Source organism: Corynebacterium tuberculostearicum, assembly GCF_032821615.1.
Taxonomy (GTDB): Bacteria; Actinomycetota; Actinomycetes; order Mycobacteriales; family Mycobacteriaceae; genus Corynebacterium; species Corynebacterium tuberculostearicum_H.
Window position 1 is genome coordinate 186158 of record NZ_JAVBIF010000001.1, and the last position, 24843, is coordinate 211000.

22 protein-coding genes are annotated in these 24843 nt (G+C 57.3%); 8 read left to right on the forward strand and 14 right to left on the reverse strand.

Annotation, left to right across the window (positions count from 1 at the left end):
- Nucleotides 1-185 precede the first annotated feature (185 nt).
- The 6 genes from RAE09_RS00890 (at nucleotide 186) to RAE09_RS00915 (ending at nucleotide 6654) form a co-directional block, all read left to right on the forward strand.
- A complete protein-coding gene (locus tag RAE09_RS00890; RefSeq protein WP_316980880.1) occupies nucleotides 186-1772 on the forward strand; it encodes an inorganic phosphate transporter in 1587 nt (528 codons plus the stop codon).
- Nucleotides 1773-1915: 143 nt separating this feature from the next.
- Nucleotides 1916-2638, forward strand: coding sequence for a CBS domain-containing protein (locus tag RAE09_RS00895; protein ID WP_302257826.1), 723 nt, complete (start codon nucleotides 1916-1918; stop codon nucleotides 2636-2638).
- Between the two features lie 75 nt (nucleotides 2639-2713).
- The gene (locus RAE09_RS00900) at nucleotides 2714-3826 is read left to right on the forward strand and encodes an LLM class flavin-dependent oxidoreductase (protein ID WP_316980718.1); all 1113 of its coding nucleotides are present in this window, start codon (nucleotides 2714-2716) and stop codon (nucleotides 3824-3826) included.
- A 2-nt stretch (nucleotides 3827-3828) separates the two neighbouring features.
- Nucleotides 3829-4488: an FMN reductase gene (locus RAE09_RS00905; protein WP_005324961.1), complete on the forward strand. Its 660-nt coding sequence runs from the start codon at nucleotides 3829-3831 to the stop codon at nucleotides 4486-4488.
- Nucleotides 4489-4658: 170 nt separating this feature from the next.
- Nucleotides 4659-6068, forward strand: coding sequence for an L-serine ammonia-lyase (locus tag RAE09_RS00910; protein WP_316980719.1), 1410 nt, complete (start codon nucleotides 4659-4661; stop codon nucleotides 6066-6068).
- Nucleotides 6069-6078: 10 nt separating this feature from the next.
- The gene (locus tag RAE09_RS00915; RefSeq protein ID WP_005328503.1) at nucleotides 6079-6654 is read left to right on the forward strand and encodes a TetR/AcrR family transcriptional regulator; all 576 of its coding nucleotides are present in this window, start codon (nucleotides 6079-6081) and stop codon (nucleotides 6652-6654) included.
- A gap of 27 nt (nucleotides 6655-6681) precedes the next feature.
- Here the strand turns inward: RAE09_RS00915 and hisS are convergent, their stop codons facing one another.
- From hisS to tpx, 3 genes are all read right to left on the reverse strand, one after another.
- Nucleotides 6682-7971, reverse strand: a complete 1290-nt coding sequence (gene hisS / locus RAE09_RS00920) for a histidine--tRNA ligase (RefSeq protein WP_250408462.1) — start codon at nucleotides 7969-7971, stop codon at nucleotides 6682-6684.
- 5 nt (nucleotides 7972-7976) lie between these two features.
- Entirely contained in the window at nucleotides 7977-8612 is a 636-nt protein-coding gene (locus tag RAE09_RS00925) for an MBL fold metallo-hydrolase (RefSeq protein WP_005328505.1), read from the reverse strand.
- A gap of 84 nt (nucleotides 8613-8696) precedes the next feature.
- Nucleotides 8697-9194, reverse strand: a complete 498-nt coding sequence (tpx, locus tag RAE09_RS00930; protein ID WP_316980720.1) for a thiol peroxidase — start codon at nucleotides 9192-9194, stop codon at nucleotides 8697-8699.
- A gap of 143 nt (nucleotides 9195-9337) precedes the next feature.
- On the opposite strand from tpx, the gene RAE09_RS00935 reads away from it, so the two are divergent.
- Nucleotides 9338-10198, forward strand: a complete 861-nt coding sequence (locus tag RAE09_RS00935; protein ID WP_316980721.1) for a peptidylprolyl isomerase — start codon at nucleotides 9338-9340, stop codon at nucleotides 10196-10198.
- A 357-nt stretch (nucleotides 10199-10555) separates the two neighbouring features.
- Nucleotides 10556-10843: a hypothetical protein gene (locus RAE09_RS00940; RefSeq protein WP_179386573.1), complete on the forward strand. Its 288-nt coding sequence runs from the start codon at nucleotides 10556-10558 to the stop codon at nucleotides 10841-10843.
- A 130-nt stretch (nucleotides 10844-10973) separates the two neighbouring features.
- Here RAE09_RS00940 and RAE09_RS00945 read toward each other — a convergent pair whose 3' ends face one another.
- From RAE09_RS00945 to ruvC, 11 genes are all read right to left on the reverse strand, one after another.
- Nucleotides 10974-11546: a DUF421 domain-containing protein gene (locus RAE09_RS00945; RefSeq protein WP_179386574.1), complete on the reverse strand. Its 573-nt coding sequence runs from the start codon at nucleotides 11544-11546 to the stop codon at nucleotides 10974-10976.
- Nucleotides 11547-11643: 97 nt separating this feature from the next.
- Nucleotides 11644-13716 (reverse strand): bifunctional metallophosphatase/5'-nucleotidase, encoded by a 2073-nt coding sequence (locus RAE09_RS00950; RefSeq protein ID WP_316980722.1) that lies wholly within the window; start codon nucleotides 13714-13716, stop codon nucleotides 11644-11646.
- A gap of 204 nt (nucleotides 13717-13920) precedes the next feature.
- Nucleotides 13921-16209, reverse strand: coding sequence for a RelA/SpoT family protein (locus RAE09_RS00955; RefSeq protein ID WP_316980723.1), 2289 nt, complete (start codon nucleotides 16207-16209; stop codon nucleotides 13921-13923).
- 86 nt (nucleotides 16210-16295) lie between these two features.
- Nucleotides 16296-16841, reverse strand: coding sequence for an adenine phosphoribosyltransferase (locus RAE09_RS00960; protein ID WP_005324978.1), 546 nt, complete (start codon nucleotides 16839-16841; stop codon nucleotides 16296-16298).
- Nucleotides 16842-16894: 53 nt separating this feature from the next.
- Nucleotides 16895-18562: an ABC transporter substrate-binding protein gene (locus tag RAE09_RS00965; protein WP_316980724.1), complete on the reverse strand. Its 1668-nt coding sequence runs from the start codon at nucleotides 18560-18562 to the stop codon at nucleotides 16895-16897.
- A 53-nt stretch (nucleotides 18563-18615) separates the two neighbouring features.
- Nucleotides 18616-19776 carry a protein translocase subunit SecF gene (secF, locus tag RAE09_RS00970; RefSeq protein WP_316980725.1) on the reverse strand — a complete coding sequence of 387 codons (1161 nt, stop codon included), beginning with the start codon at nucleotides 19774-19776 and terminating at the stop codon, nucleotides 18616-18618.
- Between the two features lie 2 nt (nucleotides 19777-19778).
- A complete protein-coding gene (gene secD / locus RAE09_RS00975; protein WP_316980726.1) occupies nucleotides 19779-21671 on the reverse strand; it encodes a protein translocase subunit SecD in 1893 nt (630 codons plus the stop codon).
- 238 nt (nucleotides 21672-21909) lie between these two features.
- Nucleotides 21910-22272 carry a preprotein translocase subunit YajC gene (gene yajC, locus RAE09_RS00980; RefSeq protein WP_316980727.1) on the reverse strand — a complete coding sequence of 121 codons (363 nt, stop codon included), beginning with the start codon at nucleotides 22270-22272 and terminating at the stop codon, nucleotides 21910-21912.
- Between the two features lie 72 nt (nucleotides 22273-22344).
- The gene (ruvB, locus tag RAE09_RS00985; protein WP_316980728.1) at nucleotides 22345-23424 is read right to left on the reverse strand and encodes a Holliday junction branch migration DNA helicase RuvB; all 1080 of its coding nucleotides are present in this window, start codon (nucleotides 23422-23424) and stop codon (nucleotides 22345-22347) included.
- A gap of 21 nt (nucleotides 23425-23445) precedes the next feature.
- A complete protein-coding gene (gene ruvA, locus RAE09_RS00990; RefSeq protein ID WP_005328521.1) occupies nucleotides 23446-24063 on the reverse strand; it encodes a Holliday junction branch migration protein RuvA in 618 nt (205 codons plus the stop codon).
- A 34-nt stretch (nucleotides 24064-24097) separates the two neighbouring features.
- On the reverse strand, nucleotides 24098-24664 hold the full coding sequence (gene ruvC, locus RAE09_RS00995) for a crossover junction endodeoxyribonuclease RuvC (protein ID WP_005328522.1): 567 nt from the start codon (nucleotides 24662-24664) through the stop codon (nucleotides 24098-24100).
- Between the last annotated feature and the right edge of the window lie 179 nt (nucleotides 24665-24843).

The window sequence follows — 24843 nt, forward strand, 5'->3', positions numbered from 1 at the left end:
CATTGCTTCTACAAACTCCACATCTTGAGTTCACTTTCCCGACACCTAGGGCCTTTAGTCTGAGCGTGCATTCTCTACATAAGAATTCCCTTTGAGAATCCTTTCCGCCACGCTGACAAGCGCGGCCATTCCCCTCGTGCACGCTTTCCTGAAAGGTTCTTTCTGTGTCTACCCCTACCACCCAGATGACGGACATTGAGGCCGTCAATGGCAAGGGCAACGACTGGATTTGGCACGCCATCTTTGGCGGCGTCACAGCCGTTACCCTCATCGGTTTTATGATCTGGGGCTACGACTACGTCGATGGCTCTAAACCTATTCTGCTTGGCACTGCCATTCTCTTCGCTCTCTTCATGGCCTTCAATATTGGCGGCAATGACGTTGCCAACTCCTTCGGTACCTCCGTAGGTGCCGGTACGCTGTCCATGAAGCAGGCCCTCGTTGTCGCCGCCATCTTCGAAGTCTCTGGCGCCATCCTCGCCGGCGGCGAGGTCACCGATACCGTGCGTTCTGGCATCGTCGACCTTGACGCCATCGATGGGCTCGACCCCATGGAGTTCGTCTACATCATGATGTCGTCCCTTTTGGGCGCGGCCATCTGGCTCCTCGTTGCCACCCGTATGGGCTGGCCGGTGTCTACCACTCACTCCATCGTTGGCGGCATCGTCGGCGCTGCGCTCACCGTCGGCTTCGTCACCGGCAAGGGCGGCCTGGACATGGTGCAGTGGGGCGGGATTGGCACTATTGCCATCTCGTGGGTGCTCTCCCCTGTCCTCGGCGGTCTCGCCGCTTTCATCCTGTTTAAGTGGATTAAGACCTCAATCTTGGTCTATAACGAGGAAGCTGACCAGAAGCTGCGCGAACTCAAGACCCGTCGTGCGGAGCTGCGCCAAGAGCACAAGTCTCGCTTTGCTCGCCTCAATGAAATCCAGCAGATCAGCTACACCAACGCCATGGCCCGGGACGCCGCCTTGGTGGCAGAAGAAGACTTTGATCCGGATCAGCTGGAATCTGAGTATTACCGCGATCTGTATAACCTCAACAAGGACATGGATGATGTCAAGGCTCACCGCGCCCTGGAAAGCTGGGTCCCAGTACTAGCCGCCATTGGTGCCATCATCATCTCCGCCATGGTGATGTTCAAGGGACTGAAGCACACCGGACTCGATTTCAGCGTCCTTCAAAACCTGTTGGTCATGGGCATGGTCGGCGCAGTGGTATGGATGGCCGTCTTCATTTTCGCCCGCTCCCTGAAGAAGAAGTCGCTGGCTAAGTCCACCTTCCTTCTCTTTTCTTGGATGCAGGTATTTACCGCTTCCGCCTTCGCCTTCTCCCACGGTTCCAACGACATTGCCAATGCCATTGGCCCCTTCGCTGCGGTTATTGACGTCCTCAAGACCGACCAAGTCAGCGATGAGGCTGCCGTGCCGGTTGCCGTCATGATTGCCATGGGCGTTGCCCTGATTTCTGGCTTGTGGTTCATCGGCCGCTTCGTGATTGAGACCGTGGGCTCAGGCCTTACCCAAATGCACCCTTCCTCCGGCTTTGCTGCTGAGCTTGCCGCCGCCGCTGTGGTGATGGGTTCATCGATCCTCGGCCTACCGGTTTCTTCCACCCACATCCTCATCGGCGCCGTGCTGGGCGTAGGCATTGTCAACAAGGCAGCTAATTGGAACCTGATGAAGCCTATCGCTTTGGCGTGGGTCATCACCCTGCCCGCCGCGGCAGTCATCGCTGCTATTACTGTGTCTGTGCTGCGCGTAGTCTTCTAGGGGTAGCTCAGCGCCGCTTATCCTCGGCACCCCATTTCATCCGCTAGCCGCACCGGCCATCGAGCCGGGGCTAGCGGATTTTCCAATGGTTGGCTTGGACTAACGCCCTGCTTGGCGACGCCCCCTTCTCTACACTGGCCCATATGACCGCGCACCGAGCTACTGCATTCCTGGCCGCATTCAACGACATAGAACAACACTTGCGCTCGGCTCTCAACGCTGAGAACTCAGATTCTTTTCGGTGGATAGTAGACAAGGCGCGAGACAAACACATGCTTTCTGGCAAGCAAGCCGAGGCGCTGAAAGATTTTTCCAACCTTCGCAATGCCATTGCCCACGGGCGTTACTACAAATCAGAGCCCATCGCTGAACCGCACGAAGCAGTGGTCAAGCAGATCTCAGCTCTCCGAGACATCGTGGTGTCCCCGCCCGACACACTCCACGTTTTGCAGCCGCAGAAGGTATTTACCTTGACCTCTGCGACCTCCATCATGGAGGCATTTAGCGTCATAAAGGATAAGGACTTCTCTCAAATCCCCATCTACGATGAGGGCCGCTTCACCGCTTTGCTAACCACCAACACCATTGCGCGATGGGTAGCCGGGGACCTCAGCGATAATCACGTGCTCGATGCGGCGGACATCGCGGACATTGTGGAATATCAAGAACCCAGTGATCGCGCTATCTTTCTTACCCGCACAGTCAGCGTGCAGGAAACGGTGGACGCCCTTTCAGAAACCGACAACCAAGGACATCGCCCATGCGCAGCGGTCATCACGGAACACGGCAAGGTCACTGAGAGGCCCCTACGCCTCGTTGCACCGGCCGATCTACCGGCACTTTTTGATGCCATAGAATGGGAATAATTCTCCCGCAGTCGGCTTTTCCGCAGTCGGCACTGTGTCTATCTTTACTCCTGTGCACCGCATAGAAAGGCAACCATGCAATTCGGCATCTTCACTATCGGGGATTTAACTACCGACCCCATCTCAGGAAAGACACCCACTGAGGCTGAGCGCATCCGCAACTTGACGGAGATTGCGTTGAAAGCCGAAGAGGTTGGCCTTGACGTCTTTGCCACCGGCGAGCACCACAACCCACCTTTCGTGCCATCCTCTCCTACAACGCACTTGGCGTATATCGCGGCGCAAACGAAACGCTTGCAGCTATCTACTGCAACCACGCTCATCACTACTAATGACCCGGTTAAGATCGCCGAGGACTATGCATTTTTGCAGCACCTTGCTGAAGGCCGCGTAGACCTCATGCTCGGACGCGGAAATACTGGCCCAGTCTATCCCTGGTTTGGCAAAAATATCCAGCAGGGCATTCCTTTGGCTATTGAGAACTATCACCTGCTGCGCAGGCTGTGGCGCGAGCCAGTCGTTAACTGGCAAGGAAAGTTCCGCGCGGGATTAGAAGGGTTTACCGCTACTCCGGCACCGTTGGATGGAATTCCGCCCTTTGTCTGGCACGGTTCCATTCGCTCGCCACAAATTGCCGAACAAGCCGCGTACTACGGCGATGGCTTCTTCCACAACAATATCTTCTGGAATAAGGAGCACACTGCCCAGTTGGTGGACCTCTACCGCCGTCGCTTTGAAAGCTATGGCCATGGTCAAGCGGACCAAGCAATCGTCGGACTTGGCGGCCAAGTCTTCATCGGCGATACCGAACAGGAAGCTAAAGACTTCTTCCGCCCCTACTTCGACAACGCCCCAGTCTATGGCCACGGGCCAAGCCTCGAGGATTTCACGGCGCAGACTCCACTGACCGTCGGCACCGTGGAACAGGTAGTTGAAAAGACCCTCAGCTTCGCTGACTGGGCCGGTGACTATCAGCGCCAGCTATTCCTCATCGATCACGCGGGACTTCCACAAGAAGTAGTCCTCCAACAGATAGAAATCCTAGGCACGCAGGTTGTCCCCGAGCTGCGACGCCGCTTTGAGCAGCGCCGTCCGAGCCACGTGCCTTCTGACCCGCCGACGCACGCAAGCTTGCTCTCTGCGCCTCATCCTTCGCACCTTCAGGTCAGCCCAGGAAAGGAAAACTAGTTATGCGCTCCCTCCTCGTTGTCTCAGCTGGCCTTTCGCAGCCGTCTTCCTCTCGCAGGTTGGCGGACATGCTCGCAGAAGCCACCCGCGCCAAAATCTCCGCGCGCGGTGAAGGAGCCGAAATCGATGTCATTGAGGTCCGCGATCTCGCTTTCGAACTAGCTACCGCCATGACCGATCAGACTGCGCAAACGCCCCTTTTGTCTCGAGCCAAGCAGCAAGTTGCCGATGCCGATGGACTCATCGCCGTCACCCCTGTATTCCAAGGCAGCTATTCGGGCCTTTTCAAGATGTTCTTTGACACCTTGGAGCCCCATGCCCTCGACAACCTTCCCACCATCATCGCAGCGACGGCCGGTTCTTCGCGCCATGCCCTCATTTTGGACTACGCGCTCCGCCCGCTATTTAACCAATTGCACGCAAACATCGTGCCGACGGGTGTTTTTCAGGCCGCAGAAGACCTAGGCACTCCGGAGGGCGAGCGCATTGCCTCCAGAATTGAGCGCTCAGCCATCCAGCTGGCTGACCAGATCGTTACCCCGCGGGACCGGGTGCCAGGAATTGCCGGCGATCTCACTGGGTTGGGAGGCCGCTCCACCGTACGGCTAGCAAAGGAGAACTTCATCCCCCTCGACAAGCTCCTGAATGGGTACGGCAAATAAGCCACAACGCAAGCAGCGCTACGCATAGACAGCGATTGATAGAAGGTGTGACTTTCGCTACCCTGGTCACATAAAATCTGCCTCTACCCTTTGGGTCCAGCTTGACCCCAATAACGGCACAGCAAGCACCCTATAGCTATCCCTTCAGAAAGGTTCGGCACAGCTTAACTATGACAATTAGCGTCACGGACATCTTCTCCATCGGCATTGGCCCTTCCTCTTCGCACACCGTCGGGCCCATGCGCGCGGCTAAGCAATTCCTCGATTCCCTAGAGAAGCACCCAGCTAAGGTCTATACGGAGTTGCGCGGCTCGCTTTCCGCCACTGGCCGTGGCCACGCTTCCGATCGCGCCGTTATCCTTGGGCTCGCTGGCTGGGATCCGCTAAGCGTGCCTATCGACGCCGAACCTCACGCGGGCGGCTTTATCCCCAGCGAAGGAACTATTTCTGGTCCCCGGGGCACGGTGGACTATGAGATCGTCTTTGATAATGAACCGCTGCCCCAGCACCCGAATGGCATGATTTTTAGCGCCTGGGATGACAGCGGAAACCTGCTCGCAGAAAAGGAAGAGTACTTTTCTGTCGGCGGCGGCTTTATCCTCTCCCGCGCCGAGCTCGATGCGGAAGTCGCCGAGAGCCATGAGGTTCCCGCCGGCGTAGCCGCCGCCCAGGTTGATGACACCGTTCCTTATCATTTCACCACGGGCGAAGAATTGCTCAATCTGTGCGAAGCCCATGACAAGGCAATCTGGGAGATCGTGCTAGCCAACGAGGAGACCTTGCACCGTGACGAAGGCGGCGCCGAATTCGTGTTGCGGCACCTTGATCTGGTCTGGGACATCATTCGGGAGTGTGTGACCGAAGGCATTTCCACCAAGGGCCTACTACCGGGTGGGCTGCGTGTGCCGCGTCGCGCCCCAAAGATGTACGCCCAGTTGCTGGAAAATCAGGATGACACCAGCTGCGGATTCTCTGCCATGGAGTGGGTCAATCTCTACGCCCTCGCGGTCAATGAGCAAAACGCGGCCGGTGGCCGCGTCATTACCGCACCTACCAATGGTGCGTGCGGCATCATTCCAGCGGTACTGCATTATGCGCGCGATTTCCGCGCAGACTTCACCCGTTCTACCGCCCGGCGCTACCTATTGACCGCCGGTGCTATCGGCATGATCATCAAAGAAAATGCGTCCATCTCCGGAGCTGAGGTGGGCTGCCAAGGCGAGGTAGGTTCCGCCTCCGCTATGGCCGCTGCGGGTATGGCAGAGCTGCTCGGCGCCACTCCGGCGCAGATAGAAAATGCCGCGGAGATCGCATTGGAGCATAACTTGGGGCTGACCTGCGACCCAGTTGGCGGATTGGTGCAGATTCCGTGCATCGAGCGCAATGCCATTGGCGCGGTAAAGTCCATCAACGCCGCGCGCATGGCCAAAATGGGAGAAGGCACTCACCACGTGACCTTGGATAATGCGGTACAAACCATGGCTGAAACCGGCCGCGATATGCTCTCCAAGTATAAGGAGACCTCCCTGGGCGGATTGGCCAAGACCATGGGCTTTAGCGTTTCGCAGGTGGAGTGTTAAAAAGGACTGCATGCGCGCAGATGCTCTTCACCGCCGCACCGCCATTATCGCTGCGGCATGCCAGCTCTTTCGTACCCACGGCGATGATGTCGCTTTGGAAAAGGTGGCTACGCAGGCTGGCGTAAGTGTGGCTACGGTCTATCGCAATTTCCCCAACCGTGCGAGCCTTATCCGCGCGTGCGCGGAATATATGGGTGATGGCTTTGCCGAGTTTCAACAGCGCCTCATCGCGGACTTTGAGAACTCCACCCATTCTGGGCAAGACTACGTCCGGACCTACGCCACTCATATCCTGACCATGGGACTGAACACCCTTATTCCAGCGTTCGTCCCGCAGGATTTGGACTCTCTGAGCCCCGAGCTGACTGCCCAGCGCGATCTCCTAGAGCGCAACGGCCGACGGTTTATTGAGCTGGGCCAAGAGCAAGGCGAGATTGGCCCCGGCGTCACCCACCTCGAATTCATTGTGGGACTGTTGAGCCTGGCACGACCCCGCGAGGTTGATATCGATGCCTACCAGCCGGATATTCAAGAAAAGATCATTGACCTCTTTCTGGCGGGCATAAAAAGTGGGCACCGCGCCTAAGCGCAATGCCCACCGGCTAAAGGAAATTTAGGCCTCGCCGTTCATTTCCCGAGCAAGTACGGACACTAGGTCAGAAACCTTTACGTCGTGCTGCTCATGGGCGGCAAGGTCCTTGAGCGCAACCGTACCATTTTCTAGCTCCTGCTCGCCCAAGACCAGCGCGAAGCGTGCACCGGCGCGGTCGGCACCCTTCATCGCGCCCTTCAGGCCGCGGTCTCCAAAGGACATATCCGCAGAGATTCCAGCCTTGCGGAGGTCATTGATCAGGGTGGTCATGGTGCGCTTGGCGGCAGCACCCAGTGCAACGCCAAAGACATCCACGCGCGACTCAACGCCGTCGAGGGTGATGCCCTCAGCCTCTAGCGCTAGCAGGGCGCGGTCGACGCCCAGACCGTAGCCGATACCAGATAGGTCTTGACCGCCCAGCTGGGCCATCAGCCCGTCGTAGCGGCCACCGCCACCAATGCCGGACTGCGCACCAAGTCCGTCATGGACGAACTCGAAGCAGGTCTTGGTGTAGTAGTCCAAGCCGCGGACCATACGGGGATTAATCTCGTAGGCTACGCCCATATCATCCAGCATGCCGGTGACCGTTTCGAAGTGATCGCGGCATTCGTCATTGAGGTGGTCGAGCATCAAGGGGGCGTCGGCAAGCTGCTCTTGGACCTCTGGGCGCTTGTCATCCAGCACGCGCAAAGGGTTGATCTCTGCACGGTGCCGGGTCTCTTCATCCAAGTCGAGCTTAAAGAGGAATTCCTGCAGCTTCTCGCGGTAAGCCGGGCGGCAGTTGCGATCGCCCAGGCTGGTGAGCTCGAGGCGGAAGCCGCTTAGCCCCAGCGCGCGGAAGGAACGATCCGCCAAAGCGATGACCTCGGCGTCAAGCGCAGGATCGTCTACGCCAATGGCTTCTACACCAACCTGCTGTAGCTGGCGGTAGCGGCCAGCCTGGGGGCGCTCATAGCGGAAGAAGGGGCCAAAATAGTTGAGCTTCACGGGCAGCTGGCCGCGGTCTAGGTTGTGCTCGATGACCGAGCGCATCACGCCAGCGGTGCCCTCCGGGCGCAAAGTAACGGAGCGGTCGCCGCGATCGGCAAAGGTGTACATCTCCTTAGACACCACGTCGGTGGACTCGCCCACGCCACGGGCGAAAAGCGCGGTGTCTTCGAAAATGGGCAGCTCAATGTGCTGGAAGCCGGACAGATGTGCCTGCTCCACCATGGTCTGGCGCACCTTATAGAATGCGGCCGACTGTGGCGGGAAATAGTCTGGGACACCTTTGGGGGCGGACAGGGCTTGGAACTGCTTCTTTTTACTCACGGGTATTACAGTACCTCCCTCAATGTTGCGAAGAAGGGATTGGTCGCCCTCTCCTTGCGCATCGTGGTGGTGGGACCGTGACCGGGCAGAATGTCAAGGTTATCGGGCAGACTCCACACTGGGCCGGCAAGAGATTTTTGCATGGCATTGGGGTCCGAGTGAGGTAAGTCGGTGCGTCCAATGGCCCCGGCGAAGAGCACGTCCCCTGTTAAAGCAAAGTCCTCGGAGACAATCATCACGCATCCCGGCGAATGCCCGGGCGCGTGTTTGAGAGCAAAGGTATGACCGATAAGCTCCAGGGTTTCGCCATCGCGTAGCTCGCGGAGGTCGGAGATGGGGGTCATATGGGCGGCGTCGAAAAGCTCTTGCGCCTGGGGCGAAACACCTTCACCGCTGTCAAGCATGAACTTGTCAGCCGGGTGGATATAAACAGGGATGTCGAGCTCTTCTGCCAAAGATCCGGCATCCCGAGTGTGGTCAATATGGCCGTGGGTGAGCACGATAGCCTCATAGTCCAAGTCATGCTCGAGGACTTTTTCCATCGCATCCATGCCCGGGTCCACTATGAAGGCGCGGCGGCCTTCCGCAATCACATAGGTATTGGTCTGAAACGGACCGGCAGTAAAACCGTAGATTTCCATACCCACTACCCTAGCTGCCCGAAACAAAAAAGAGCCGGCCTCCCCCATTTTCATGATGAGTAGAGGCCGACAGCGCCGAACGGCTTAACGCAAAATATCCCAGACCTCGTCATAATCAAGCTCGGTAACCACACCTGGAACCATTTGAGTGTGGATGACCTTGTGGTTTTCATCAGCCACCACCACGGAGCGGGCAAGCAGGCCTTCCAAGACGGAATCGCGCACAGTCACGCCGAACTTCTCACCAAAGTCAGAGCGAAATGCGGAGGCAGCGATGACATCATCAATGCCGTCAGCCGCGCAAAAGCGCTTGAGGGTAAAGGGCAAATCGAGAGAAACGGAGAGAAGCTTAGTGTTATCTAGCTGAGAAACCTGCTCATGAAAACGGCGCAGCTGCTCCTGACAGGCAGGGGTTTCAATAGAGGGCAAGATGGAAATAATAAGGCGCGTGCCCGCAAAGGTCTCATTGGTAATCTGACGCAGGTCGGTACCGATGAGTTCAAACTCGGGCAGCGGGTCTCCCACTGGGGGAAGTTCACCAACGGTGGGCGTTGGCGGATCGGTAAAATCTGGTTCAACCATAGAAACCAGCGTACTTATGATTGGGCTTTAGAGCTATTAACTTGCTCAATTTTCCATGCCAACGCTTTCTCAGCTGTCGGGAACCGCTAGAATCGGTCAGGTTGAATCATGCCACCGATAATCGCTAGAAAGGTTGACTCCCGGTGCCAAATAATCAAAAGCGCGGCGAAGAGGCGCTGAGCAAGCTCGAGCGCGAGCTGAAATCCCGCGAACGCAAGCAAAAGGCACGCCCGCTCGGCGTTGTTGCCGCCTCCCTCGTAGTAATTCTCGCCCTCGTCGGCGGCATTTACTTCTTGTCCACCCGCGAAGGCGACGATGAAAACGTACAGGCTGAGGAGTCTTCCGCAGCTGAGACCTCGCAGGAAACCCCACAGGCGCAGCCCATCGCTGACAAGCGCGCTAAGGCCCTGCCGGATACTGTGACCTGTAAGTATGAGGACAACGGGCAAGAATCCAACGGCGCAAAGAAGCCGAACGGCAAGGATATTTCCACCAAGGGCACCGTCACCGTTTCCTTTGAAACCAACCAGGGCACCATTGAGATGGAAATGGACCGCGCCAAGGCGCCATGTACCACCAACGCTATTTCTGAGCTGGCCAAGTCGGGCTACTACGACGACACCGTCTGCCACCGTATGACCTCAGGCGGACTCAACGTGCTGCAATGCGGCGACCCCACCGGTTCCGGTTCCGGCGGTCCTGGCTTCAGCTTCGCCGATGAGTACCCCACCGACGAGGTGGACGAGAAGGACGCACAGAAGCCTGTTGTCTACCCGCGCGGCTCCGTCGCCATGGCCAACAGCGGCCCAGACACCAATGGTTCCCAGTTCTTCCTCAACTACGACGATTCTGAGCTGGCCCCGAGCTACACCTACTTCGCCACCATCACCGACAAGGGTATGAAGACGATGGACAAGATTGCCAAGAATGGCGTCGAAGGCGGCCAACCAGATGGCAAGCCTGCCAAGGAAGTCAAGATTAAGAAGGCAACCGTCAAGGCTTAGGCGGCAGAAAAGCCCTGCTTGGCGACGCCCCCTCTTAGCTCCACCGCACCACACCCCCTAACGGGGGCGGGCACAAAGCCCCGGCCATTCACCACACAGCTCGTGGACGAATGCGCCGGGGCTCATCCTTTCCTTAAATTATACTGAACCCGATTATGAGGGTTAAGCTGCAGAAACAGGAGAACACTAAAATTCCTCTAGATCACAAGAATCACAGTAGTAAACACGCAGCACACAGCGGGCTTTCAGCTAGTTCAGCCAGTGAGCAAAAACCTGCCGATACTGTTGCGGAAGCCTGTCGGCCTGTCTAGTATTTGAAACGTCTTTGAACACACCAAGCTTGTTAGGAATCAAAAAATGAAGCTTTTCTCCCGCAAGGCACTCGTTGCTGGCGCAACCGCTCTGTCCATGACCTTTGCTGGCACCACTGTAGCTACCGCTGCTGAGTCGACCACCCAGTCCACCACTGCTAAGCCGACCACCACCAAGCCAGCTGAGCCGGCTGAGCAGGGTTCCTCCCTCAAGGACGCAGATCCAAAGGAGATCAAGGCTTGGATCGGCGTTGTCACCGCTATTATCGGCGCTTTGGGCACCCTGTTTGCTTTCGCTAACAAGTACCTCGACCTGCCTTTCGGCAACAAGTAAAGTCACCGCTTCATAGCGATTCTTAAGCCGCTGCTTCCCTAAGTGGAATGCAGCGGCTTTTTCGTGCGCTCTTGGGTAAAGGGAGCCTACAGATGACCTTTGCGCTTCTGGCCAAGCTGTGAGGTGCGTCCTAAGAGTCTTTAGCGTCTTCGATGTATTCGGACCCCACGAGGTCTTTAAAAAGCTCTGGGTCGATGGTTTGACCGACCTTGATGACGGAGATGTGGCCCGTAGGCTCCAGGATCATTATCTGCACGTCTTCCATGCGGCTAATGCCGGCTCTACGAGCCGCCGAGTAGATATCCGATTCTGTAATGTGAGCCAGCGTCAGGTTATCTTCAACCATCTCACCGCTAAAGACTAAAAGGATGGGACGACGGTCCAGAAAGCGCGTCCACTTCACTACCTTGCGAATGGTACCGAAGGCAGCTTCGAGCGCCATCAGCGTGGTCAGGCCGATGACGCCGGCGGCAAGGGTCGGTGGATTGCCCACGATGACACGGCCCGCGACTGCGCCAAACATAATAATGATGATGGCATCTGAGGCCGTCATGGACGTAAGTACGCGAGAGCCGAATACCTTCACCAAAACCATGAAGGATAGGTAGATACCCAAAGTCGCCAGCACGACAACGGGAATACGGTGCCATTCAATACCCAGCTGATAAGTAATCTCGCGCAGGAAGAGTTCTAGAGTGTCCACGACTGCTTAGGTTACCCGGCAGCCGCTAGACATACAGAAAAGGCGGAGCGTCACTCCCCTGTTCAGGAAGAGCCGCTCCGCCTAGTGCTGTGCTGTCCTAGATGTGGAACTGCTTGCGCAGGTCCTCAATCATCTTGCGCGCTGGAGCAGGAAGAATCTGCGGGTTCATGCCCACAACCGCAACGCCAGCTACCAGCGCTGCAACGATGGCGAATACTGCGCCACCCACGGAAGAGCCGTTGGAAGAGAAGGAAGAGCCCTTTGGCGCAGGCTTAGCTCCCGGCTCTTCGGAGCCCTCGCCGCTTACCTCGATAGGCAAGGTTGCCTTGGTGCCTGCGTCAGTGGTGATTTCGAGGTTCTGCTTGCCGCTCAGGTTCTCTGGAACGGTGAGCTTTACCGTTGCGCGACCGCGCTCACCAAAATGCGCATCGCCTTCCTGTGCGGCGTTGTCGATGTCTACGGTCTGCTCAGCGTCGCCCAACTTCACGGTTGCCTTCTTCGCCATCGGCTCGCCCTCGGTGGAGTAATTGAGGCTGGACAGGTTCACCGTGATTTCCTCACCCGGCTTCACGTCCCCCTCAATGTGTGCACCGATCTGGCCCTGGCCGGTGCGGACCTCCGATTCACCCGACTTGATGTAGTCGATCATGGCCTGAGTGTCCATGTAGCCCACATCGTTCTTGTCCTTGATGGAACCAGCGTTGAAGTAGCCGTCACCGCCTGCTTCTTCATCACTGGAAGCAAGGAAGGAAGACAGCGCAATGGAGTAATCCTTCTTCGGATCAATTGGCTCGCCATTGATAGTCACGGACTTTACGCGCTCGCCCTTGCCGGCCTTCTGGTCGTAGACCACCTGGACGTTATTGGAAATCCCCATGGCAAGGCGTGGACGGCTTCCCTCCTGCCACTGGTTGTCCAATGCCTTGATGAAATCTTCACCAGAAATCTTGGCGGTAATCACGGAGTTGCCAAAAGGCTGTACTTCAAAGATGTCCTTGTAGGTAACATCTCCGCCCTTTAGGTCGGCACGTACACCGCCGGCGTTCATCACACCGATTTCGATATCCTTGCCTACCTGCTTGCTCATGGCATAGCGTTGGCCTTCTGCGATGAAGTTATTGAGAGTGGATTCTACGCCATGGTTGGAACCAGCCTCTGCGCCTTCGTCAGAGCCACGGAACAGGTCTTGCTTCACATTGCCGGCTGTCTTAGAACCTTCAACCTCGGCTTCCTTCTGTGCCTTCTCAACGAGGTCCGCAATCTCGGCGTCCGGCTCAACATCGGCAGCATCCGTAGCATCGTACTGGCTGAGTTTGATGTCGGTTACCTTCTTGGCGGACTTGTCAAAGGTGATGTCGACGTCGTTAAGCAGCTTGCCATACTCATGACCCTCTGCCCACTGCAATGGAAGGGCACCTTCGCGGGGGATTTCGCCCTTGGTGCGCTGGTGGGTATCGCCGCCGAAGAGCACGTCTACGTCTTTATTGAAGCCCTCGGCATAGTCTTGGGCATCCTCGTGGAAGAGCGCGACGACGACGTCCGCCTCGCCAGATTCCTTCAGGCGGGTGGCCTCTTCATTCGTTGCCTTTACTGGGTCCGTGAAGGTAACGCCCGGGATCTTCGCCGCGGATACCTTGTACTTGGTGTTCTCCGTTACGGTGCCAACGTAGCCCACCTTGACGCCGTCGACGTCTTCAACGTGAGAAGGCTCGAGCAAGGGTTGACCATCCTTAAGCACGTTTGCGCCCAGGATGGGGTACGTAGAGTTCGGCTGAATGCGCTCGGTGAGATCCTCGGTGCCCTTATCGAACTCGTGGTTGCCCACCGCTGACACCTTCATGCCCATCTGATTGAGAGCCTCAAGGGTGTACTTGTCATCAGAAATTGCAGATACGAAGGCGGAGCCACCCACGTTATCGCCCGAGGAGGTCAGGTTGAATTCCTGACCCTCATTTACCTGTTTAATGAGGGTCTGCAGACGAGCTACGCCGATCTCATCACCGGCCTTGGCTGGGTCACCAATCTTGTCTTCCAAGTGACCGTGAATATCGGTGATATTGGTGACGGAGATGGTGGTCTTGTTTTCCTGTGCCACCGCCTGCGCGCCGGAGAGAGCAACAGCGGAAACGGTAGTGGCGGCCACAAGCTGGCCGATGCGACGGAACTGCATTGAAGTACTCCTAGATAGTAGAAAGCGACAGGATAATTTATATCGCTTCATAATTTATATCGCTTCGCTAACTACTTGGCAGGAGAAATCAAGCTTGCTTGCTGGAGTTTTACCTTGCAGCAGTCAAGAATTCACATACAAGTAACCTCCCCGATGCCTTTGCATTGCTTGCCCCGCCCCTCCTTGAGGGTGGGGCACAGCGCCTTAGGCGGTTACGCGGTAAACGTCAAAGACGCCTTCGGTATTGCGCAGTGTGGTCATCAAGGTTCCCAATTGCTTGGTATCCGAAACGGAGAATGTGAACCTTACCGTCGCGATATGGTCATCGCCCCGATTCGAGTTCATGGTCAAAACGTTGATGTTCTCATCGCTCATTACCCGAGTGAGCTCTGAAAGGAGGCCCTGACGGTCGAGGGCTTCCAATTGCAGCGTCGCCGAGAAAGCGCCCGTTGCGGAGGTACCAGAAGACCAGGCCACCTCCAACATGCGCTCTGGTTCTGCCTTGAGCTTTTCCGCATTAGTGCAGTCGGCTCGGTGCACGGAGACTCCCCCGCCGCGGGTAACGAAACCGAAAATGGCATCGCCCGGCACGGGCTGGCAACACTTGGCAAGCTTTGCCATCACATCGGGGCTGCCTTCCACCAAGATGCCAGTGCCCGATGCCGAGTCTTCAGTGTGTTGGGCGCGGGAGTGCTCAATCTCAGACAGTGGCGTGCGCGAGGCCAGGGTGTCAATGGCATCGTCTTGGTTGCCGAACATGGCAACCAATTGGTTGGCCACGTGTTGAGCAGATACGTGGCCCGCGCCGATGGCGGTATACAGCGAATCGACGTCGGCGTAGTGCAGCTGCTCCGCTACCTGCTTCATGGAGCTGGCGGTAAACAGGCGGTGCATAGGCAGGCCGCCGCGCTGGACTTCGGTAGCCAAGGCATCGCGGCCGGCTTCCAAGTGTTCTTCGCGGCGTTCCTTGGCAAACCACTGCCGCACCTTGGTCTTGGCGCGAGCGGACACCAGGAAATCCTGCCAATCGCGGGACGGACCAGCATTGGGATCCTTGGAGGTAAAGATTTCCACCTTGTCGCCGGATTTTAGCTTCGATTCGAGCGCGACTAGCTTGCCATTGACCTTGGCGCCTATACACCTGTGCCCGACCTCAGTATGTACTGCGTAGGCAAAGTCCACCGGAGTTGAACCGGCAGGCAGGTTCACCACATCGCCTTTCGGGGTAAAGGCGAAGATTTGCTTGGCGGTCAGGTCGTAGCGAAGCGAGTCGAGGAACTCGTTGGGATCGGCGGCTTCCTTCTGCCAGTCCAGAAGTTGGCGCATCCACGCCATCTGGTCCACTTCTTCCTGGTGGCCCGAGTTCTTGCCCTTGGTTTCTTTGTAGCGCCAGTGAGCAGCCACACCGAACTCAGCGTTGTAGTGCATCTCGTGGGTACGTACCTGGACCTCCAAGGTAGCGCCACCATCTGCCAGCACCGTGGTGTGCAGGGACTGGTACACGCCGAAACGTGGGGAGGAAATATAGTCCTTGAAGCGCCCGGGCAGAGCTTGGTAGATCGAGTGAACCACGCCAATTGCGGCATAACAGCTATTGACGTCCTCGACCAAGATGCGGATTCCTACGAGGTCGAAGATCTCCGCGAAGTCACGGCCGCGCACGATCATCTTTTGATAGATGGACCAGTAATGCTTTGGTCGGCCCATAACCTCGGCTTCAATGCCGTTTTCCTTCAGCGCCCCACTGACCTGGCTAATGATCTCCTTCAGTGCGCGGTCGCGGGAGGGGGCGCGATCTGCCACCATGCGCACGATCTCGTCGTACTTCTTCGGATACAAGATGGCAAAGGACAGATCTTCCAGCTCCCACTTCACGCTGGCCATGCCGAGGCGGTGAGCTAGCGGCGCGATAACCTCGAGGGTTTGCCGCGCCTTCTTAGCCTGTTTTTCGGGCGGGAGGAACCGCATCGTACGCATATTGTGCAGGCGGTCGCTGACCTTAATGACCAGGACTCGGGGGTCGGTGGCCATGGCGACAATCATCTTACGAATGGTCTCGGCCTCTGCGGCCGACCCCAGTGCCACCTTGTCCAGCTTGGTCACGCCATCGACCAAGCGAGCCACCTCCGGACCGAAGTCTCGGGTGAGGTCCTCTAGAGAATAGTCCGTATCCTCCACGGTGTCGTGCAGCAGCGCTGCAACAATGGTGGTGGTGTCCATACCGATCTCTGCCGCGATCGTCGCCACGGCGAGCGGGTGAGTGATATACGGTTCTCCGGATTTGCGAAAGACACCCTCATGGAGCCGCTCCGCGGTGTCATAGGCGCGATTGAGCAAATCGGCATCGGCCTTGGGATGAAACTTGCGGTGAATGGACATCAACGGGTCCAGCACCGGATTCACCTTCACTCGGCCGCCGGTAAGCGAACGAGCTAGACGCGCCGACATACTGCGCATTCCGCCGCCGGACTGGCGCTTTACGGGTTTGTCCATGGCCAAATCTACCGCCCTTCACAGTGCCACGGGCCTTGTGGCCTCATGTCCATCTAGATCGTGGGATCTAGCTTAGACATCCCATCTTAGTCTGTGGCATTCAACACAATGAGCGGCGGGCCGGATAAACGCTCACGACCGTTGAGACCCTTGACTTCCAGCACCACCACATTGCCAGCGACTTCGGCACCTGCGGACTCAAGCAAGAGCTTGGCACCGTGGAGGGTGCCACCGGTGGCCAGGACGTCGTCGACAAGCACTACGCGCTTGCCCTTGATGTCAACGCCGCTGGCTGGAATCTCCAGCGCCGCAGAGCCATACTCCAACTCATATTCCTCGGTATATACCGGAGGGGGAAGCTTGCCCTTCTTGCGGATGGCCAGGATACCCAGGCCCATCTTGTAGGCGACGGCCGAGCCGAGGAGGAATCCACGGGCGTCTAAGCCGCCAATCATATCTGCGCCCAATTCCTCGCAGGCGGCCGCCAAGCCGTCCACTACGGTGCGAAATGCCTCTGGATCCGCCAAGACTGGGGTGAGGTCCTCAAAGAGGATGCCCTCCTCTGGGAAGTCTTGAACGAGGCGAACCTTGTCCTTGAGTGCCTGTGCTGCTGATTCGTAGTGCGAACTCATAATCTTCCTTGAGAAATAATTGCGAGAGGTCGTAAACGCCCGATATGCGGGGCCTATTCCTTGTCCGTTGGGGCGGTGCTGTGCCAGCGGTCCATATTCCAACCGATACCCGAGACGCCAGTGTACGGCAGGACACCTTCCACGTCGCGGTGGACGAGGAAGACGCGCGGCTGCGCGGAGAGCGGAATGGATGGCACGTCCTTCCACAGAGCCTCTTCTGTTTTCTTCAGCTCCGCAGAGTTCTTCATGCTGGACTCCACCGTGGAATACTCCGTCTGGGGATCGACCGGGCCGAGGAAGGCGTCGACGGTAGGTGCCCAGGTTTCTGGATCCATTTCCAAGTAGTGCTGGGACATGAACTCAGCGGACGCGTCCTCGATGGTAATACCGGCTGGCTCACAGGATGCACGGAGCTGTTCCACCATCGCTGCGTAACGCTTATCCGGTCCTAAGTAGCCGACCTTGATGGTCGTTCCATTCAGTTTCCCCGCCTGCGCTAGATCGGTACCCTGGTGCTCCTTGCCCATCTTGTCGAGGCCGCCGGCAACCGGGTTGGTGACGGAAACGGTGCGTACATAAGCCGGTGGCACCTCTACGCCAGAGGCCGCGGAGCTAGCCTGAGCAACCGCCTGCTGATCGACGCACGCAGCGAAGCTCTCGCGGGCCCACGGCTCGGCGAATACTCCAGCCTCAGACAGCGTCAGAGTATCCGTTAGCTCGCCTGCCATTGGGGAAGCTTCATAAGAGTCCTCCCCTGACTCGCTTTGTGTGCCCTCAAGCCAGTCAGGGGTTGCGCTGGCGGCGTCGACCACTCGCAGCGCCCCCCTATCTACCAGCTTCTGCGCGTCAGCATCCGCAGGCCACACCACAACATGGTCCTCGGCTGGCGCATCACCAAAGTATTTTTCATTCGCTTTGAGGATAACCTCGCCCTCATCGCCTACCTTGTCGATGACATAAGGGCCAAAGGACACTTGCAGTTTTGGATCGAGTTGATCCTTTGCCACGGAAAAGCCATACCGCCATGCCTGGGTAACTGGATCTAGCGCTTGCATATCTTCGGCTGCCAGCGCCGCATTAAGCTCCTCTAGGCTCAACCCAGCCTTTTCTGCCAGCGCATGGGCGGGCATGACCGTTCCGGCGCCAAACATATGGCGCCAGCGCTGCCCCTGATCCTTATTAAAAGTCAACGTAAACGATTTGCTGTGGGGTTCGCAGCTGAAATTCGCAATGTCATTCATCAGCGGCATATGGGAGGCAAATTCAGCCGGATGGGTGCCGGCAACGTAAGTCAAAAAGTAATCATCACAGGTCACGGGAGTGCCATCGGAGAAGACGGCATCCTCGGCCAAGGTCAGCTGGACGCTGCGCTGGTCGCTGCCCTCAGCGGGCGGGAGCTCTTCCGTTTCTACTAGGTCTGCATTGGGGATCAATTCGCCCGCGGGACCAGGTACGAAAAGGCCAGGATATAGGCGCGTGGACAAGAGTCCGGCGGAGCTGGCAGAACCAAAGGAGGTGCCTGCGTTGGTAGTGGCCAGACGGGAATTTACCTGGTACCCAAAGTATCCATAGGATTCTGGTTCCTGGGGCGTAGCCGAAGAATCATCCTCGCCACCCTGCCCGCTGCAGGCAGAAGCAGCCAGGGCGAGTGCGGATACGCATGAAGCAAGGGCCCGCCTCCCCCAATGACGTCCTCCAGAACTGCTCTTTTCCTTAAGCATGGTTGTGTGCCCTCACTTCAGCTAGCGATCCGCCTGAATTTTACTACCGGAAGTTACCTGCCTGGCCGCCACGTTGCGCCAGGGTGTCCGGTGGACTCCGCCGATTCGGCCTCATTGCCAGCCGGGGTGGACTGAGCACTTACTGGCGAAACCACGGTGCGCCCCGCTGCGGGTGCGTCATCTTCTGCAGCACCCTTCTCATCCTTACCAGCACGGTAGTCCGTTACGCGCTTATTGTGGCGCTTTATCTTCTTAGACATATTGGCGAAGGTGACAACCAATGGCGTAGCGAAGAAGATGGAGGAGAAAATACCCTCAACCACACCGATGAGCTGGATGAGTGCCAAATCGCGCAGAGTACCGATGCCCATGAGCCATACGGCCACCACGAAGAGCGCGATAATCGGCAGCGCAGAAATCACCGAGGTAGAAATCGAGCGCATGACCGTCTGGTTAATCGCCAGGTTCGTCAGCTCAGCAAAGGTCTTCTTGCGCTGGCCCTCCAGGCCTTCCGTGTTCTCGTTGATCTTGTCAAAGACGATGACCGAGTCATACATGGAGAAGGTCAGGACGGTAAGCAGACCGATGATGACAGCAGGGGAAACCTGGAATCCGAAGAGCGCATAAATGCCGGCAATAATCACGCCGTCTGCAATCAGGGCGATGATAGCGGCAAAAGCCATGTTCTTCTGCAAGCGAATGGCCACATAAACGGTGGCAGCTACCAAGAAGACCAGCATGGCGATAAGCATGCGCTGGGTAATGGCAGAACCCCAGGACTCAGATACCGTGGACGAACCGATGGCATCCGGAGTGGCCTTACCTTCTTCATCCTTCGGCTTAAAGTCCTCGTAGATAGCGGTACGAGCCGCATTCACCTCTTCTTGGCTGAGGCGTTCGGAGACAATCTCCAAGGTCTCGGAGTTGCCGGAGCCTACGATATGTACCTGCTCGGGTTCTACGCCGGTGGAATCTTCAAAGACGCGTCCTACTTCTTCTTCCTTAAGGTCCCCTGCCGGCATGGACAGCGTGGTGCCGCCTTCGAAGTCAATCGAGAGGCTGAAGCCGCGAAATAGGATTGCGGCCACGGCGGCCACGATCAGCGCGGCGGTGATGCCGTACCACAGCTTGGTGCGGCCAACGAAGTCATAACCGCGCTCATCCTCGTAGAGGCGGTCCATTCGGGAAATCTTGTGCTTAGTCGAAACAGCCATGCTTATTTCTCCTCATCTTCCGCAGCATCAACGGGACGTGCGGTTCCTGCGGCAGTATGTGCTGCCGTTTCTGTGGTGGCTGCCTCCTTGGTTGCGGAGGTTTTAGTGGAGCCTGCTTTGCGATGCCCCGAGCCGAAATAGCCGCGTTCACGACGCTCTTCCGCCAAGGCATAGATACCGCCAAGGCCGTTCATCGAAGGCTTGGCTGCAGCTGGACGGCGGCCCACCAACTGCATCAGTGGTGCCATGACCAAGAAGGATACGACAAGGTCGAAGACCGTGGTCAGGCCCATGGTAAAGGCGAAGCCCTTAACCTCACCGATGGCCAGGAAGTAGACCACTACGGAGCCGATGAGGGTCACCGCGTTACCGGTCACGATGGTGGCGCGAGCACGCTCCCACGCCTTTTGCGTAGCAGAGCGGAAAGTGCGTCCCTCAAGCAGCTCATCCTTGATGCGCTCGTAGTAGACCACGAAGGAGTCAGCCGTTGCACCCACACCGATGACCAGACCGGCAATACCGGAGAGATCCAGTGAGTAGCCGATCCAACGACCCAGCAGCACCAAGGCACCATAGGTCAACAGGCCAGAAGCAATGAGGAAGACGAGGGAGACGCCGGCCAGTGCGCGGAAGTAGTACAGCGAATAAGCCATCACGAGCACCAAGCCGACCAGGCCCGCGATAAGGCCGGCCTGCAGGGCGGCCTTACCCAGTGTCGGCGGAATGGACTCAATGGTACCGCCCGGCTCGCCATTTTCACCGGCGAAGGACAGCGGCAGTGCGCCATACTTCAAGTTATTGGCTAGGTTCTGTGCTTCCTCCTGGCTGAAATCACCAGTAATAGAGGTTGCGGAGCCAACTGGAGTTGCGCCCTGGATCACCGGTGCAGAGATAACTGCGGAGTCAAGGGTAATGGCGACTTGGTCGTTGAGGTGTTCCTTGGTGAGGTCCGCCCACGTCTGGGAACCATTTGGTCCATCTCCGGTCTTGAAAGAGAAGTTGATCTCCATTTGGCCGGTTTTGTTGTTCATACCGCCTTCGATAGGACCATTGGTATTGATCTCATTGCCGGTTAGACGGGTGCCATTTTCATCCTTGATGCCGTTAAGAAGTGGCGCGGGCTCGAGGACGTACGGGTTGCCCTTGGAATAATCACAGGTAACAAATGGCTTAGCCGGATCGTCCGCGCCAGCCAGCGGATCGGTATCGCCCTGACAGGTCATCAGCATCGAAGCTGCGGCTTGGGTCGTCGGATCCTCGGACTGGCGGTCCTTGAGCAACATCTCCGTGATTTCATCACGGCGCTTCGACTGCTCAATGGAGTTGCTTGGCTTATCTAGGGGCTTAGCGCTGACCTTTGGAGCCTTCTTCTCCTTTGGCTTCTGTCCGGTCATCTGCGCTTCCTGCGCAGAGATGGCCTTGACGCCTTGATCCATCTGCTTGTTCGCTTCGTCTGCGCTTAGCACGCCATACTTTACCCAGCGGTTGGCCATGTCTTCTAGCTCCTTATTGAGCTTGCCCATATCCGGCATGGATGGCTTAGCCACTGGGCGGAAGAAGAGCTGCGAGGTCTTACCTACGGCCTGTGCTTGGGAAGCGTCCTCTCCTGGCACGGTAATAACCAGGGTATTGCCGTTAATGACAACCTCAGAGCCAGAAACGCCCATACCATTGACACGCTGTTCCAAGATGGTGCGTGCTTGTTTGAGCTGGTCCTGAGTGGGTTCCTCGCCTTGCGGAGCAAGCGTTACGCGAGTACCGCCTTGCAGGTCAATGCCGAGCTTCGGCGTACTTTGACGGCTACCAGTAAGAAAGATAAGCGCATAGATAACAACCACAATGAGAACGAATAACGCGATAGCGCGCTTCGGCCATTGGCGTTGGCTATTTTTCATAGCGCCACGGGATGATGCGGACAACGATAATCTCCTGTGCTGCTTATAACAGGGTGTTTAGACAATAATTACGGCCCGACCGGATGGCGCAGGCACGTCAACAACGCACCATCGTACGTCATGAGACGGAATTTTCCTTAACGAGGGCCAGATAAGGCCCAAAGTGTGATGGGGTCTACGCTCCACAAAGTTTCCACCACCTAGCAAACGTTAAGATAATTCTCAGGGAGAGGCGGGTTTAGTTCTTCTCCTCGCCGTCGAACGGAGGGGTATTGCCATCAGACAGGTTATCTTCCGCATCGCCGTTTGCTTCCTCAGCAGCTGCTGGGCGCTCGAGCTCATTGGCTTCCTGCTCGGTGCGGATCACGGCCATCTTGTCAAAAGTAACCACCACTCCTGGGGCGATTTCTAGATCCACATCCTTGTCACTGGTGCTACGCACCACGCCGTGCACACCACCCGCGGTGACGATGGAATCGCCCGGCTTAAGGGAATTTTGTAGGGCCTGCATATCATTTTGGCGCTGGCGCTGCTTTCGCATAGCCATGAAAGAGGGAATGACGAACAAGATGCCAATAATGATGAGAATGATGATTTCCATAGCTTCCTAGTGTGCCAGACGGAAGTGGACACAAAAACCAGAATGCTTAACCAAGTAGGCTGGCGCCTGGAATTAAAACAGGCCGGCTGCCCCCTCAGGAGGAGTTAGCCCCAAGTGCCGCCACGCAGCAGCGGTAGCTACGCGGCCGCGTCCTGTTCGCGCAATCATCCCGGCACGCACCAAATAGGGCTCACACACCTCTTCCACCGTCGAGGGCTCCTCGCCCACCGCAATGGCAAGGGTGCTCACGCCGACTGGTCCGCCGCCGTGCCCCTTAATCAAGGCATCGAGTACCGCCCGGTCCAAGCGGTCAAGCCCCATATCATCCACGTCGAAGACCTCGAGCGCCCCTTGGGCCGCACTAAGATCAATCAAACCCGTACCGTTGACCTCGGCATAGTCGCGAACGCGGCGCAAGAGACGGTTAGCAATACGCGGGGTGCCACGCGAACGAGAACCAATTTCTACCGCTGCATCATGGTCAATATCTACGTCTAAGATGTGCGCCGCACGTTTAATCACCTGAGTTAAGTCAGCCGTGTCGTAGTACTCCATTTGCGCAGTAAAGCCGAATCGATCACGCAGGGGGCCAGTAAGCATGCCGGCGCGTGTTGTAGCCCCTACCAGGGTAAAAGGCGGGATTTCCAGCGGAATGGAGGTAGCCCCAGGCCCCTTGCCCACGATGACGTCAATACGGAAATCTTCCATTGCCATATACAGCATTTCTTCTGCTGGCCGGGCGATGCGATGGATTTCATCAATAAAAAGAACGTCACCTTCCATCAAATTTGAAAGCATCGCGGCCAAATCGCCGGCGCGCTCCAAAGCCGGCCCAGAGGTCATACGCAGCGAAGTCCCCAACTCCTGGGAGATAATCATCGCCATGGTGGTCTTACCCAGGCCAGGCGGGCCAGAGAGCAGAACGTGGTCCGGCGTAACTCCACGATTCTTAGCGCCTTTGATCACCAAGGAAAGCTGCTCGCGCACCTTGGGCTGGCCTATAAACTCATCCAGCGACTTCGGGCGCAATGACCGCTCAATATCATGTTCCTCGGAGTGTGCGGTCGCTTCGACGTCGCTATTGCGCTGCGAAGAATGCGCCGCGTCGACGCCGTCGGGGAGGTTAAATTCGGTGCGCTCAATATCGGACATGATTTTCAGCCTTCCTGCCGGTTATTTCTTCTTGCCCAACTGCGCCAGCGCCGCACGCAAGAGAGAAGACGTATCGACATCGGGATTTTCCGCGTAGGCGGATTCCACCACGGGACGCGCTCCTTTATCGGTAAACCCAAGGCCAACAAGTGCCTCAGTCACGCTCTCTACCACGGCACCACCGGCCGGCGCGATGGCGGTCTCAACCGAGCCTGCGGCGGCAGGCTCGCTTGGCGCAAAACCCGCTACCTTATCTTTCAGCTCCAGCGCCAAGCGTTGGGCCATACGCTTGCCGACGCCCGGGATAGACTGCAGCGCCTTCACATCTTCCGCACCAATTGCCGCAGCAAGCTCCCCTGCCCCCATGACCGACAGCGCCGCCAAGGCAAGTTTAGGCCCTAGGCCGGACACGGATTGCAGCACGTGGAACATCTCGCGATCCTCATCAGCGCTAAAGCCATAGAGAGTCAGAGAATCTTCCTTGACCACCAAGTTAGTAAGGACCGTGGCTTGTTCCCCGCGGCGCAAGGTGCCCAGTGTTTTTGGGGTAGCCAGAAACTTGTACCCCACGCCTGCACAATCGATAACCCCATGGTCGAGTCCAATATGGATTACCTCTCCACGCAGTGCAGCAATCATTGGCTTCTCATCCTTCCACTCTCAGTAAATTTCTCTACCGCTTCTTAGCTTGTCCGCGCACGCCACTTGTCTTGGCCCCAAGCCCAAGACCATTCCGGTCCATCCGCGCAATAGCAGGGGCACGCCAACAATGACATACCGCCAGGGCAAGTGCATCGGCGGCGTCGGCAGGCTTGGGCGGCTCCGTCAACCCCAGAATACGGGTAATCATGGTGGTCATCTGCTTCTTGTCTGCGCGTCCGTTCCCAGAGATGGCCTTTTTCACCTCGGACGGGGTGTACATGTACACCGGAATATCACGTTCAGCCGCAGCCAGCACCAGCACCCCTACGACGTGGGCCGTTTGCATGACTGTGGACACCTGGCCGCGTTCGAAGACGCGCTCGATCGCAACCACATCTGGCGAATAGTCATCCATCCACTCTTTCGCTGCCACCGAAAGGCGCAGGAGGCGCTCCGTCAAGTCCTTATCACTGGGGGTGCGAACCACGCCGACCGAAACGGGAAGGATTGCTCGGCCACGACCAGCCTGAACCACGGACAGTCCGCAGCGCGTCAAGCCTGGGTCAATTCCCATCACGCGCATTCCTTCTAGGTTCATCTCTCCCCCATTGTCATGTCGGCACCACCGTGCACTGCCTACCGCCCCATTATGGACTACACACAGGTGTTCTACAAGCGTAGCATCCAGTCAACCCATGGAAAAGCGCCGGCAACGCCTCCTGCGAACAATATCCGCGGAGCGCTACCGGCGCTAAGAGCCGTCGTTGCTACGAGGTG

Excerpts from the sequence above, each read along its gene's own strand:
- RAE09_RS00890 (WP_316980880.1), top strand. The coding sequence starts at position 186 with ATGACGGACATTGAGGCCGTCAATGGCAAGGGCAACGACTGGATTTGG.
- RAE09_RS00895 (WP_302257826.1), top strand. The coding sequence starts at position 1,916 with ATGACCGCGCACCGAGCTACTGCATTCCTGGCCGCATTCAACGACATA.
- RAE09_RS00900 (WP_316980718.1), top strand. The coding sequence starts at position 2,714 with ATGCAATTCGGCATCTTCACTATCGGGGATTTAACTACCGACCCCATC.
- RAE09_RS00905 (WP_005324961.1), top strand. The coding sequence starts at position 3,829 with ATGCGCTCCCTCCTCGTTGTCTCAGCTGGCCTTTCGCAGCCGTCTTCC.
- RAE09_RS00910 (WP_316980719.1), top strand. The coding sequence starts at position 4,659 with ATGACAATTAGCGTCACGGACATCTTCTCCATCGGCATTGGCCCTTCC.
- RAE09_RS00915 (WP_005328503.1), top strand. The coding sequence starts at position 6,079 with ATGCGCGCAGATGCTCTTCACCGCCGCACCGCCATTATCGCTGCGGCA.
- RAE09_RS00925 (WP_005328505.1), bottom strand. The coding sequence starts at position 8,612 with ATGGAAATCTACGGTTTTACTGCCGGTCCGTTTCAGACCAATACCTAT.
- tpx (WP_316980720.1), bottom strand. The coding sequence starts at position 9,194 with ATGGTTGAACCAGATTTTACCGATCCGCCAACGCCCACCGTTGGTGAA.
- RAE09_RS00940 (WP_179386573.1), top strand. The coding sequence starts at position 10,556 with ATGAAGCTTTTCTCCCGCAAGGCACTCGTTGCTGGCGCAACCGCTCTG.
- RAE09_RS00950 (WP_316980722.1), bottom strand. The coding sequence starts at position 13,716 with ATGCAGTTCCGTCGCATCGGCCAGCTTGTGGCCGCCACTACCGTTTCC.
- RAE09_RS00955 (WP_316980723.1), bottom strand. The coding sequence starts at position 16,209 with ATGGACAAACCCGTAAAGCGCCAGTCCGGCGGCGGAATGCGCAGTATG.
- RAE09_RS00960 (WP_005324978.1), bottom strand. The coding sequence starts at position 16,841 with ATGAGTTCGCACTACGAATCAGCAGCACAGGCACTCAAGGACAAGGTT.
- RAE09_RS00965 (WP_316980724.1), bottom strand. The coding sequence starts at position 18,562 with ATGCTTAAGGAAAAGAGCAGTTCTGGAGGACGTCATTGGGGGAGGCGG.
- secF (WP_316980725.1), bottom strand. The coding sequence starts at position 19,776 with ATGGCTGTTTCGACTAAGCACAAGATTTCCCGAATGGACCGCCTCTAC.
- secD (WP_316980726.1), bottom strand. The coding sequence starts at position 21,671 with ATGAAAAATAGCCAACGCCAATGGCCGAAGCGCGCTATCGCGTTATTC.
- yajC (WP_316980727.1), bottom strand. The coding sequence starts at position 22,272 with ATGGAAATCATCATTCTCATCATTATTGGCATCTTGTTCGTCATTCCC.
- ruvB (WP_316980728.1), bottom strand. The coding sequence starts at position 23,424 with ATGTCCGATATTGAGCGCACCGAATTTAACCTCCCCGACGGCGTCGAC.
- ruvA (WP_005328521.1), bottom strand. The coding sequence starts at position 24,063 with ATGATTGCTGCACTGCGTGGAGAGGTAATCCATATTGGACTCGACCAT.
- ruvC (WP_005328522.1), bottom strand. The coding sequence starts at position 24,664 with ATGAACCTAGAAGGAATGCGCGTGATGGGAATTGACCCAGGCTTGACG.